We start from the raw sequence: 11,754 nt of genomic DNA, 5'->3' as shown, positions 1-11,754 counted from the left end.
ATTCTAGTATATTATGATGATTTGTTCAATCCTTTCCCGGCTATATAATTGTGAGAATTTTGCAAAGACTGGTATATGGCTAACTAGGCCTAAAACTGTTACAATCAAGCCATATGGAGGACGTAATGGAGACAATATTCAGCAAAATCATCAGCGGAGAAATTCCCGCTACAAAACTGTATTCCGACGATCTATGCATTGCCATACTGGATATCGCACCGGTGAACAAAGGTCATTCCTTGGTGATTTCCCGTGAACCATTTCCTACCGTGGGTGATTGTCCCGAGCATATACTTGCACATATGATGGCCATTGTCCAACGATTGGACCATTCCATGCGTACTGTCCTTGGCGCTGAGGCGACGAATATAATCATAAACAACGGACCGGCAGCAGGACAGGAGGTTCCCCACCTCCATATCCACATAATTCCCCGCTACTCCGATGATGGCAAGAAGATAGTCCCATCTAAAGAGAACTATCGAGAAGGAGAGATCGAAGAGTACGGCGAAAAACTATCCCTCGAATGAGAGGCATGTAAGTAAGCTTTCAGTTCCTGTATTCTTTCGGGAAATAACCTACCAACCCTTAAGACATCATCAAAGCGATTTTACTTGCCCCATCTGAAGCTCATTGATACACTATCTGACATGAGTAGTTGTCATTTTTGTGGTACTGAAATTGACTCGACCATGATTATTGGACATGCCTCCATTTGCTCTAACTGTGGAAGGCCGCTAAAGGTCTGTCTGAATTGTAGATTCTACGATCCAAATGCCTACCATGAATGCAGGGAAGATATCGACGAGCCTGTGATGTATAAAGATTTGGCGAACTATTGCGAGTATTTCGTCATGAAGGAATCTTCTGACAAGGAGTCGATCAAAAAGCAACAGGAGGCCCGTTCCCGATTTTTCTCATTGTTCAACGATGAGCAACAATGAAAGGAGAGAACAAATATGCTCGAAATAGGCTCTAAAGCACCTTCCACTCCGGTCTTGGATGACACAGGAAAGACCGTAACCCTCAGTGATTTCATAGGCTCATACATAGTTCTCTATACCTACCCGAAAGACGATACACCTGGGTGTACTGCAGAGGCTTGTTCTTTCAGAGACCAATCTAAGGCAATTACTGATTCACAAGCGGTGATACTTGGCATAAGCAAGGATTCGGTTGCATCACATCAGAAGTTCAAGGAAAAATTCCATCTAAACTTCACACTTTTGTCCGACCCCGACCATAAATTGATTGATGCGTTAGGAGCTTGGGGTGAGAAGATTAGCTATGGGAAAAAGTCAATGGGAATTATCCGTAGTACTTTCGTTTTCGATCCTGAAGGAATACTCATTAAGGTGTGGCCTAAAGTGTCACCCCAAAGCCATGGTGAAGAAATCGCCGCATACCTCAAAGAGGTTTGAGGCATGTCAAAAGCCCAGAAACACTTTATTGTGATTGCCAGCGTAGTACTTTCTCTGATCTTCCTCTTCTCCTCTTGTATGACTTATACCCATGAGGAGGCGAAACAGAAAATTGCTGCAACCCCTTCCATACCTGAAATCCCCCCTACTTCTACCAAATTGGTAGATCAACCAGGATCAGCCCAGATCCCAACAGTCTCGTATCCGGCACCCTCTGAAGCTGAAGCCGTCCCCGAACCCCAGGAAGAACGTACAGTGATACGTTTTTCTGTAGCTTTAGTTCCCCTCCCAATAGAGAGCACCGATGCAATATTGGATACGATAATCTCAGAAGTGGAAGCATCCCAAACAGATATCATCGGATTTACCGGAAACCCTGAAGCTCTTATCTATGTGGGAGAGCATATAGGTATTCCAACCCATTGGACCACCGACAACCTCCTTCTGGCGACACCGTACCCTATAGAGTTGTCCGACTCCCCCATAGTCCGATTGCGAGTACATGAAGAGCGCAGCATTCGACTTTCGATTATCGACTTGCACGAATCACATCTCTTCCAGGTCTTGTATGATGATCCTCAGGTTGAACGCTGGAGTCCCTTGGTAGAAGAGGCCGACAGAGAAAGGGTTTCCAACCTTGTCCACCTGCTTGAGTATAACGATAATGAACCGATAATCGTACTGGCATCCTTAGGCGAACCCTCTAGTGACGATTGGTTTGAGACTACCGGAGAACATCCCTACAGGACACGTCTGAGATGGCCTTTAAGTGAAGTCCTAAGTGAACATCGCTATCTGGACAGCTGGAGATTGACCCACCATAACGCGATTTCATCCCCTGGAATTACATGGGAATTGAGAACCCTGAAAGAGACCTTCAAGGAAAGAGTGGATTACCTTTTCCAAAAAGGACTTTTGCCTATAGAGACTAATACTATCCCAATTTCTCTTGGGGATATGAAAAAGTTCCCGTACGAACAGCGTTCTGCTATAACGGGAACTTTCGTCGTGCCTTAGAAGCAAATCTTCCTACTGCAAAAGATTCAGATCAACCTCACACGCTATGGTAGGCATGGTGATTCCCCAGTTCTCTAAGACAGCGGGGTGGACTTCACCGAATATTCCCACCACCTTACCATCTGAAACGAGCTGTCCGCAGCGACCTTCGATGAATCTTGGATCGACCATTTCTTCCATCGTATAGGTTCGGTTGATGAAATAGAACAAAGTTGAAACCAGACTGCTGAGCTGATTAAAGCCCATATCACTTCCAGCGGCTAAAAATCCCAAGTAGTCTCGGGTTGTCGTCCCTGAATTGTCGGATTCATCAAGAAAAGCCACCTTTCCGACCTCGAAGATCTGGTGGGGATATACTGCATGGGCACTTACACTTTCAGACTCTAAGAGAGAGGGAACAATGGAAGGCCTCACGAATTCATAGTTTTCACTCATGGGATTAGCTATTTGAATATAGTCTGAACCATCCACCCGCATATTGTCTATGTATTCCCGTTTGGAACCGAGATAGTTATACATCATCTCCTGGAAGCCCAAACCGACCATGATTTCCTTAACCTTTCGTGAAAAAGCCTCTGATTCCGTAATTCTTCCTACCGTTGAATCGTTTGGCAATTCGGGTGCAAAATTTCCAAGACCATGACCGATCATCACATCTTCAACAATATCCACCGGATGGAGAAAGTCGTTACGATATTCAGGAACCGTAATATAGACCATAGAGTCGTCCACTAACGAGTGTATTCCCATTCTGCGTAGAGCAGCTATGATCTGTTCTTTAGAGAGGTTCTCTCCCAACATCTTCCGTAAGAAACCAAGTTCGCATGCGGCAGGTTTTTGGAAGTAGTAGGGAACTGTGACTTCTCTTCCATATTCGGTATCGTAGGGGAATACACACTTCACAGGAAGAATGGTAAAGCCCATATCAGCACAATCACAAGCTATGATCGAAGCTGCCAGAAGTAGATCATCCAGTCCGGTACCACTAAACTCAAAGAAGAGATTCTCATCACCAGATTCAACAGCGCCAACCCTGGCACTATTGATTACTGGAGGAAAACTCAAAACCTCCGAAGCATCATCATACAGAAATGGAAAGACTGGTTTGTCAGCCACGATAGGACCATACTCCAACCCTTTTGGATGCTTCTCGCAAATCTCACGCAGGGTCAAATCTTCATCCATATGGAGTGGAACGAAATGTGCTTTATCAGGGTCGGCGCCTTCGAAGTGGACCGGGTATGTAATCAGATCACTTCTATACACTCCCATGGCGATGGTCTTTCTTTTCCGACCAAAGTTATTGCAAAGTTTCTCCTGTGATTGGATGAGATTCAATAGAATCTCTTCATCGACAATTTTTCCAGTAGCAGCAAAACCAATAGAAAATGGACGAACCAAGGCAGCCGACTCATGGACTATAAGGGAACGCCCCTCAGAATCCAAAGTCTCTTCTTCGGTTGAGAAGAAATCGTATTGCAAAATTGAACTATCCCTGTAGGAAGCAAGTTGCCTTGCTACTCCAGCAGCGGACCAAAGATCAGGTCTATTCGTATCGTTCAACTCTATCTTGTAGATTCCCTCTTCTACATCATGGCCATCGAGTTCCGCTTTTGCGACTGGAAAAACCTCTTCCAAATGAGTATCTGAATATGATTCCCCCAGAAGGGAGTTGAATAATTTTTCATGTACCTCAATTTTGGGCATTTAGTTACCCCTCCTCATACGCACGCTCTCAATATCGGGCGTGAACAGTTCCCGTAGATCATTCAATCCTAGATGCATGAGCGCCATGCGATCGATTCCCAACCCCCAAGCCAATACTGGGACATCGACTCCAAGAGCTTTGGTTACTTCAGGACGGAAAATTCCACTACCTCCCAATTCGAACCATCCCAAGACGGGGTGCTTTATATGGACCTCGATAGAAGGTTCGGTAAAGGGGAAATATCCTGGAACGTATTTCACTTCTTCAGCTCCCGCGACCTCTTCAGCGAACATCTTCAGAAGCCCGAGCAATGTCTTCAGATTGACATCTTCACCCAAGACAATACCCTCTGTCTGATAGAAGTCGGCACCATGAGTAGCATCCACCTGGTCGTAGCGAAAACAACGTGCCACGCCAAAATATTTACCGGGAATCTTTGCATGAGGAAGCGTTTTCGCTGATAGAACGGTTCCTTGACTCCGCATCACCTGTCTTCGTGTGAACTCATGGTCGAAACCATAGCGCCAGCCTCGACTACCAGTCTCCCAACCGTCTTCATGCGTTTTGGCAACCTGGCTGAGGTAGGGCTCATCTATCATTTTCGCGTGGGAGGGATTCTTAACATAATAGACATCATGGATATCCCTTGCACTGTGGAATTGTGGCATGAATAGAGCATCTCCATTCCAAAACTCATTTTCCACCAAGGGTCCATCGAACTCCTCGAAACCGAGAGCGCAGAGCTTGTCTTTTACCCATTGTAGATAACTGCCATAGGGATTTCTTCTCCCAGGAATAAGACGTGCCGGTGGTGTATTGAGGCTATATGGCCGGAAAGACCCCTGTTTCCATGATCCGGTGGAGAGCATTGCCGTGGTGACAGCCCCTAACTCCTCTCCAGTAATATTGGCAGCTAGGATGGCTTCTTTTGCCGCTACTCCATTTTCCGTAAGAGTATAGAAAACTTCTTCCCGTTCGACCAACTTCAAAGGAGCTCCTGCAGCGCCTCGTTTCTTACTGTTCTTGGAGACGTATGCTTTCTCATCGGAACTAAGGCTAGTCTCCTCTAAAGGAGCTTCTGAAGCTTTCGCCAATACCGTTGCAGCTATCTGGACCTCAGCCGGAGCCTCTTGGGCTATGGCTTCCGCCCGATTACCTTCTCCCATCCGACAGGCTTTCGCCTTGGAGAGCATACCAAAGGCAGAACCGACATCCGATTTCTCCAATGAGAGCCTTTCTGCGATTTCGGGAAGGCCTAATGGTCCATTTTCCTTCAGAAGATTGAAAATCCTCTGTGCTGGAGTACCAATTTCCAACTGGTGGCGACCTAAATCGGTCAGCTCGAAAAATACACTAAATGTACGGTCAGTCTCCTCAAGATATCCTTTTGCTGTAAGCCAGCTGAATGCCTGGTTGCATTGTCCAATCTTATAATCCAATTCATCTATCAGACGCTGGGCCGTCACCGGTTCACCCGACGACACATGCCTGAGCAACCTGATCTCCAAAGGATGCAGGTTCCGTACATCGATATCCATGGTCTCGCCTCTCATCGTTTCTATTCCCTTTGCAGGGCAATCCACAAAGGTATCGCCCATTGTAGCGAGTCATAAAAAAAAATGAAAGGGTATCCCGAGGGTAGCTATATCGGGGTAAAATGTGGTACACCACGCATATGAATACCCAACCAACTACCGTAAAAAGAGCCTTGCTTTCGGTCTCAGATAAGACCGGACTCGTGGAATTCGCAGAGATACTCGTTTCTCTAGGAATCGAAATCATCTCTACGGGAGGTACTGCAAGACTCCTTGAGTCCAAAGGTATTGCGGTCTTACCGGTAGAGCACTATACCCATATTCCAGAGATGATGGATGGTAGGGTAAAAACGATGCACCCTGCGATAACAGGTGGAATCCTGGGTCTACGTGATCGCCATGCTACAGACGCAGAATCACATCAGATTCCTTGGATAGATTTGGTCGTATGTAATCTATACCCTTTCGCAAAGACAATAGAAAAGGTGGGAACCACACTTGATGAGGCTGTTGAGCAAATAGACATCGGCGGTCCTACTATGCTTAGATCAGCGGCGAAAAACTTTGGATGGGTAACAGTCCTTGTGGATATCGCCGACTATTCAATCGTCGCAGATTCTCTGGTTTCAGGTAAGGGTATCCCATTCACATTACGTAAAAAACTTGCGACTAAAGCTTTCGCCCACACTGGGGCTTATGATGCATTGATACACCGCTATCTAAACGAAGAACACTTCCCCCTTGAATTACCGCTGTCCTTCGATCTTCATGAAGCAGGGAATTCGGAAAACCTACTACGTTATGGAGAGAATCCACACCAGAAAGCTGCCGTATATAAAGGGCGCACAGCAAAGGATAAAGCTGATCCATTCAGTCTACTCGATTGCAAAGTCCTCCAAGGAAAACAACTCTCCTTTAATAATCTGGGAGATACCTATGGTGCAATCGATACCCTGAGAGAATTTACAGAACCAGCATGCGTAGTGGTAAAACATGCCTCGCCTTGTGGTGTTTCTCTTGCTAAAGAACCATTGGAGGCCCTGAAAAAAGCCTTCATGGCCGATTCTCTGAGTGCTTTTGGGGGTATCGTCTCGCTCAATCGTCCGTGTGATGAAGCTATGGCAAGCTACCTAGCTCCCATTTTCTTTGAAGTATTGACAGCACCCTCATTTACAGATGCCGCAATGGCTATCCTGAAAAAAAAGAAGAACCTCAGGGTCCTTGAAACCGGTAAACTGCCTCTTCAGACCAACCATATCGTTGGGAGGTTCATAGGAAACGATCTTTTGCTCCAAGAAAAGGATTACGCTCCCATCTCAGCCTCAGATCTCAAGGTAGTGACCGATAGAGCCCCTTCCAAAAAAGAGGTGGAAAACATGCTCTTCGCTTGGAAGGTAGTAAAACATGTCAAATCCAATGCTATCGTAACCGCTGCAGATATGACGACGTGTGGAATAGGTGGAGGTCAGGTCTCTCGAGTAGATGCAACTAAAATTGCAATCATGAAAAGTGACACCACAAAGCCTATGGTCTTGGCTTCGGATGCCTTTTTCCCCTTTAGAGATAATATCGACGCCTTGGAATCGAGCGGTGTAACGGCAATTATCCAACCCGGCGGATCCATCCGGGACCAAGAGGTCATAGTGGCCTGCAATGAGTTGAATATCGCCATGGTGTTCACAGGGACCCGGAGCTTTCTACACGGCTGATGGGAATAACTTGAGCACAGCCTCTACAATAGCATGTGGAGAGGGAGGTAGCTGTAATTCCAGATTCTTATTGAACGGAGTCGGCAATTCCTTTCCACATACCCGGGCAACTGGAGCAATCAGGGAATCAAAACATGTCTGGTCCCCAACTATACTGGAAACGATCTCACCACCGAAACCTCCGAAGCCGGGAGCTTCGTGCACCACGACAACCCTTTTTGTCTTACAAACAGAGGCAAATATAGCCTCTGTATCCAATGGACGTAAAGATCTGAGATCGACTACCTCTACGCTTACCTCATCATCCTCAAGGATCGCAGCAGCATCAAGTGCAGTAAAGACTGTCTTACCGTAGGTGACTATGGTCACATCTGAACCCTGTCGTTTGACATCGGCCTTACCAATGGGAACAGTATATTCCCCTGCCGGTATCAGCCCCTCGGTCCCATAGAGTTTATGCTCCAAAAAGACTACTGGGTTATCATCTCTGACCGCAGTTTTAAGCAACCCCTTCGCATCTGCTGGAGTAGCGGGATAAACGACTTTGAGACCAGGGATATTGGTGAACATGTGTTCCAAGCTTTGAGTGTGCTGTGCCGCAGCGCCCGTACCAGAACCCATGGGAGTACGATACACCATTGGGATGGAGATCTGACCTGCTGTCATAAAATGCATTTTTGCTGCGTGATTGATCAAGGGATCAGATGCTAAGGTTGAGAAATCGCCATACATGATCTCCACGATAGGGCGCATTCCCATCATGGCTGCTCCAACAGCTACAGCAACCAAGCCCTCTTCCGATACCGGTGTCTCGATAACTTGCCGCTTCCCGAAACGCTCAATCAGCCCTGGTGTGACTTTGAAACAACCTCCATAACATCCTACATCCTCGCCCATGACGACAACTTGCTCATCACGAGCCATCTCCTCCATCATCGCTTCACGGATGGCTTCCCGGTAACTCAGTTTTTTCATCGTTGCCCTCCGTCCGAATATACGAAAGCTGAAGCTTCCTCAATAGAGAGTTCATTTCTTTGCTGGATAAGTTGCTCAGCAATCTGGTCGATAGCGTCCTGCTCGACCTTTTGCATCTGCTCATAGACATCAGCTGTCAGATGCCCTCTTTTGATCAGACGATCGGAAAAAAGCTTCAATGGATCGCGCTTGCTCCAAGCCTCTTCCTCTTCGCGAGTTCGGTAAAGGCGTTTGTCGTTCTTCGAGTGGCCGGAAAATCGATAGGTTCGGACTTCCAACAGAAAGGGACGTTTCTTTTTCCGTATGAAATTCGCAGCATCCTGTACAGCATGATAGACGATCTCCACATCATTGCCATCCACAGATTTTCCCTCTATACCATAGGAGGATCCACGCTGTGCAATACTGTCAACAGAGACCATCTCCTCGGCACATGAAGACATTCCATATAAGTTGTGCTCACAAAGGAACAGAACAGGAAGATCCCATATGGAAGCCATATTCATGGACTCATGGACAATACCACGATTACTTGCACCGTCACCGAAAAAAGCAACAACCAAGTTTTCGGAATCCATTCGTTTCAGTTGCAATGCCATCCCGGTCGCCAGTCCAACTCCACTGCCCACAACAGCAGAAGACCCTGCATTATGGTTATCGAGATCTATCAAATGCATGCTACCACCGAGTCCCTTCGCGAGACCACTCGAGAGACCAAAAAATTCGGCCAACATGGCTTCAATAGAGGCTCCTTTCGCCAAAGTATGCCCATGACAACGATGTGTTGTCATAATCCAATCTGCAGGGTCGAGTGCAGGAGAAACCCCAGCATGGACAGCCTCCTGTCCAATGGCCAAGTGAGTCGTCCCATGCATCTCATGGGAAGAAAATAAAGCCTCAATCTTCTGCTCGAATATACGGGAACGTATCATTAGGGATAAAAGGGCGAGTCCCCGTTCGCGATCAAATTCAACCGCCATGAAAGCCCCCTATTCGCCTTTTACTAAGATTTGATCGATATAACCGATATAGAGTCGGTGATAATCTTTTTTCGGGTAATGTTTGGCAATACCCGAATCAATAAAGTCCGAAGGAACAATATCTGTCCGGGAGGCTTTCGAACAACAGAAGACTAGGTTGGCTTGATCAAAGGTAATCAGCTCTTGGTCCCCAACTCCATCGAGGGTAACAGGAACTAAGCCGGTCTCGGCTGCTTTGTCTGTGTCCCTACCAGAGTGGGTTCCACAGAACTGGAGGGCTTTCTTGTACGCGGGAGGAAAAAACGAACAGGTAAATCCATTTGCCTGCTCCAAGAAACTATAGGTATAGCGGGAATCCCTAACAACAATCCCAAAGGCAGGCTTCGCCCACATAACGCCAAGGAAACCCCATCCGGCTGTCATGGTATTCCATGCCCCATCGCCCGAAGCAGCAGTAATCAAGAAGGTGTCCTTTTGTAAAGTGGTAAAAGGATTCAACTCCAAAGATGAGATATCAATCTGTTCAAACATTACATTCCTCCCAATTGCAAACATTGTCCGACTTTACCTCCTACCGGTCAGTGAGGAAGACAGGAGGCATGGAAGGAAGTCAAGACATAACCGGAATTTCAGTATATTAGTCATTCTGTGTTCAGTCAACATTGTATATAATCCAAGATATTGCCAACACGTATCTTGCTTTTGTCCTATGAGAGTGGTATACCATCGGCTAAAATGTGATTGCATAACACTCTTTCATGAGTAAAGGAAAATTCCCCATGACAAACCAATTCATCCACGATCTGAAACGAGAGTTCTCAGGTTATGGAAAAGATACCTTCATGAAGGACCTTCTTGCGGGTCTAACCGTTGCCGCTGTTGCACTACCTCTCGCCTTGGCATTCGGAGTAGGGTCCGGTGCCGATGCAGCCTCCGGTCTGGTGACAGCAATAATCGCAGGTTTGTTTATCGCTGGAATCGGTGGATCGTCCTTCCAGATCAGCGGACCTACCGGAGCGATGGCTGCGATACTCTTGCCACTATCGGTCCGTTATGGTGTAGAAGGAGTCCTAGCAGCGGGATTCCTTTCCGGGCTTGTTCTTTTGACTGCAGCATTGGCGAAAGCCGGAAGAATTGTATCTATAATCCCATCCCCTGTAATTACTGGATTTACTTCGGGTATAGCGATCCTAATCGCATTCGGACAACTGGACAATCTATTGGGAACTACCAGCCATGGAGAGACTCTAATACAAAAATTACTTTCGTATTCCCAAGGCACATTCAATGTCCAATGGCAACCGTTATTTTTTGGACTTCTGGTAATGGTCATTATGATAGTGTGGCCAAAAAAGTGGGCAAAACGAATCCCATCCTCTCTAGTTGGTATCGTAGTAGCTCTTCTCGTGAATATTCTTGGCTCCTTCACGGTTGCGGAGGTCGGAACTATTCCCCGCTCATTGATACTGGAGAATCGGTTCCATCTCGGGTTCCTCAATCGTGAAATCCTTGGGAGCATCATAGTTCCAGCCATAAGTATTGCCGCTTTGGGTATGATCGAGACGCTCCTTTGTGGCGCAGCGGGAGGGAAAATGCGCGGAGAACGGTTGCAAGCAGACCAAGAATTGCTTGCACAAGGTCTAGGGAATATCATTATTCCATTCTTTGGAGGAGTTCCTGCTACCGCTGCCATTGCACGTACGAGTGTAGGAATCAAATCCGGAGGCAGAACCCGGATTACCAGTATCATTCATGCAACCACCTTGATTGCCTCGATGTTCCTTCTTGGCCCAATGATGTCTCGAATACCCCTATCGGCACTGGCAGGGATTCTCATCATGACAGCATGGAGGATGAATGAATGGGATGGTATAAAAAAGTTTTTTAAAAAGAAATATAAAACATCAATCGCACAATTTTTGGTCACCATGGCCGCAACGGTTATCTTTGACCTCACCATAGCGATACTTCTTGGCATTGGACTTTCCACCATTCTGTTTGTAATCAGAAGCTCATATCTGGAGATATCTGTTGCTAATATCGATGAGAGGCATGAACGAGGCAGAAATATTTCGGATGAATTGACCCATGTGAAATTGATGTATGTGACTGGACAATTGTTCTTTGGTTCACAAGACAGGCTCGTCTCGGCACTTGAAGAGTTGGATCAGGCAAGCACCATAATACTATCCATACGAGGAGTCCCAAGCATCGACCATAGTGCGATGCTTGCACTTGAGGAGGTACATAAGACTTTGGAAGACAGGAATGTCAAACTCCTGTTCTGCGGAATGCAGAGCCAAGTGTACAAACAGTTCATCAGGGCTGGATTTGACAAAATTGTGGGAAAAGATTCAATTTTCAACAATGCGGTTGAAGCGATAGATTCTTTGGATATAGAGAATTGAC

At 46.5% G+C, this 11,754-nt stretch carries 11 protein-coding genes; 6 read left to right on the top strand and 5 right to left on the bottom strand.

The genetic code is table 11. The annotated features are described in order from the left end of the window. Positions 1–125: 125 nt before the first annotated feature. The 4 genes from ACODJP_RS07945 to ACODJP_RS07930 all read left to right on the top strand — a co-directional run bounded on the left by ACODJP_RS07945 (position 126) and on the right by ACODJP_RS07930 (position 2,438). Positions 126–530, top strand: a complete 405-nt coding sequence (locus tag ACODJP_RS07945) for an HIT family protein (RefSeq protein ID WP_422480276.1) — start codon at positions 126–128, stop codon at positions 528–530. Between the two features lie 120 nt (positions 531–650). Beyond that, positions 651–944: a hypothetical protein gene (locus tag ACODJP_RS07940; RefSeq protein WP_422480274.1), complete on the top strand. Its 294-nt coding sequence runs from the start codon at positions 651–653 to the stop codon at positions 942–944. Positions 945–959: 15 nt separating this feature from the next. Continuing rightward, entirely contained in the window at positions 960–1,421 is a 462-nt protein-coding gene (locus ACODJP_RS07935) for a peroxiredoxin (protein ID WP_422480272.1), read from the top strand. A 3-nt stretch (positions 1,422–1,424) separates the two neighbouring features. Further along, positions 1,425–2,438, top strand: coding sequence for a hypothetical protein (locus ACODJP_RS07930; protein WP_422480270.1), 1,014 nt, complete (start codon positions 1,425–1,427; stop codon positions 2,436–2,438). Positions 2,439–2,450: 12 nt separating this feature from the next. Here the strand turns inward: ACODJP_RS07930 and pheT are convergent, their stop codons facing one another. Together pheT and ACODJP_RS07920 are read right to left on the bottom strand one after the other, a co-directional pair. Continuing rightward, the gene (gene pheT / locus ACODJP_RS07925) at positions 2,451–4,145 is read right to left on the bottom strand and encodes a phenylalanine--tRNA ligase subunit beta (protein WP_422480268.1); all 1,695 of its coding nucleotides are present in this window, start codon (positions 4,143–4,145) and stop codon (positions 2,451–2,453) included. Further along, a complete protein-coding gene (locus ACODJP_RS07920) occupies positions 4,146–5,684 on the bottom strand; it encodes a phenylalanine--tRNA ligase subunit alpha (RefSeq protein ID WP_422480402.1) in 1,539 nt (512 codons plus the stop codon). 137 nt (positions 5,685–5,821) lie between these two features. Between ACODJP_RS07920 and purH the strand changes: the two genes are divergently transcribed. After that, a complete protein-coding gene (gene purH, locus ACODJP_RS07915) occupies positions 5,822–7,390 on the top strand; it encodes a bifunctional phosphoribosylaminoimidazolecarboxamide formyltransferase/IMP cyclohydrolase (protein ID WP_422480266.1) in 1,569 nt (522 codons plus the stop codon). On the opposite strand, the gene ACODJP_RS07910 is transcribed toward purH, so the two are convergent. The 3 genes from ACODJP_RS07910 to ACODJP_RS07900 are packed head-to-tail and all read right to left on the bottom strand — an operon-like array spanning position 7,379 to position 9,876. After that, positions 7,379–8,365, bottom strand: a complete 987-nt coding sequence (locus ACODJP_RS07910) for an alpha-ketoacid dehydrogenase subunit beta (protein WP_422480264.1) — start codon at positions 8,363–8,365, stop codon at positions 7,379–7,381. The two genes, purH and ACODJP_RS07910, sit on opposite strands and share 12 nt — an antisense overlap. Next, the gene (locus ACODJP_RS07905) at positions 8,362–9,345 is read right to left on the bottom strand and encodes a thiamine pyrophosphate-dependent dehydrogenase E1 component subunit alpha (RefSeq protein WP_422480262.1); all 984 of its coding nucleotides are present in this window, start codon (positions 9,343–9,345) and stop codon (positions 8,362–8,364) included. Before ACODJP_RS07905 ends, ACODJP_RS07910 begins: the two co-directional genes overlap by 4 nt. A 9-nt stretch (positions 9,346–9,354) precedes the next feature. Next, the gene (locus ACODJP_RS07900; protein ID WP_422480260.1) at positions 9,355–9,876 is read right to left on the bottom strand and encodes a flavin reductase; all 522 of its coding nucleotides are present in this window, start codon (positions 9,874–9,876) and stop codon (positions 9,355–9,357) included. Positions 9,877–10,103: 227 nt separating this feature from the next. Here ACODJP_RS07900 and ACODJP_RS07895 point away from each other — a divergent pair, with 227 nt between their 5' ends. Continuing rightward, positions 10,104–11,753 (top strand): SulP family inorganic anion transporter, encoded by a 1,650-nt coding sequence (locus tag ACODJP_RS07895; RefSeq protein ID WP_422480258.1) that lies wholly within the window; start codon positions 10,104–10,106, stop codon positions 11,751–11,753. Position 11,754 lies beyond the last annotated feature (1 nt).

The sequence above is a fragment of the Pleomorphochaeta sp. DL1XJH-081 genome, assembly GCF_049310885.1.
GTDB lineage: Bacteria > Spirochaetota > Spirochaetia > Sphaerochaetales > Sphaerochaetaceae > CAYZJV01.
Note: the sequence above shows the minus strand (reverse complement) of the source record. Positions and strands in the feature narration are given on the sequence as shown.

Coding starts and splice junctions, on each gene's coding strand:
- ACODJP_RS07945 (WP_422480276.1), top strand. CDS start 126: ATGGAGACAATATTCAGCAAAATCATCAGCGGAGAAATTCCCGCTACA.
- ACODJP_RS07940 (WP_422480274.1), top strand. CDS start 651: ATGAGTAGTTGTCATTTTTGTGGTACTGAAATTGACTCGACCATGATT.
- ACODJP_RS07935 (WP_422480272.1), top strand. CDS start 960: ATGCTCGAAATAGGCTCTAAAGCACCTTCCACTCCGGTCTTGGATGAC.
- ACODJP_RS07930 (WP_422480270.1), top strand. CDS start 1,425: ATGTCAAAAGCCCAGAAACACTTTATTGTGATTGCCAGCGTAGTACTT.
- pheT (WP_422480268.1), bottom strand. CDS start 4,145: ATGCCCAAAATTGAGGTACATGAAAAATTATTCAACTCCCTTCTGGGG.
- ACODJP_RS07920 (WP_422480402.1), bottom strand. CDS start 5,684: ATGGATATCGATGTACGGAACCTGCATCCTTTGGAGATCAGGTTGCTC.
- purH (WP_422480266.1), top strand. CDS start 5,822: ATGAATACCCAACCAACTACCGTAAAAAGAGCCTTGCTTTCGGTCTCA.
- ACODJP_RS07910 (WP_422480264.1), bottom strand. CDS start 8,365: ATGAAAAAACTGAGTTACCGGGAAGCCATCCGTGAAGCGATGATGGAG.
- ACODJP_RS07905 (WP_422480262.1), bottom strand. CDS start 9,345: ATGGCGGTTGAATTTGATCGCGAACGGGGACTCGCCCTTTTATCCCTA.
- ACODJP_RS07900 (WP_422480260.1), bottom strand. CDS start 9,876: ATGTTTGAACAGATTGATATCTCATCTTTGGAGTTGAATCCTTTTACC.
- ACODJP_RS07895 (WP_422480258.1), top strand. CDS start 10,104: ATGAGTAAAGGAAAATTCCCCATGACAAACCAATTCATCCACGATCTG.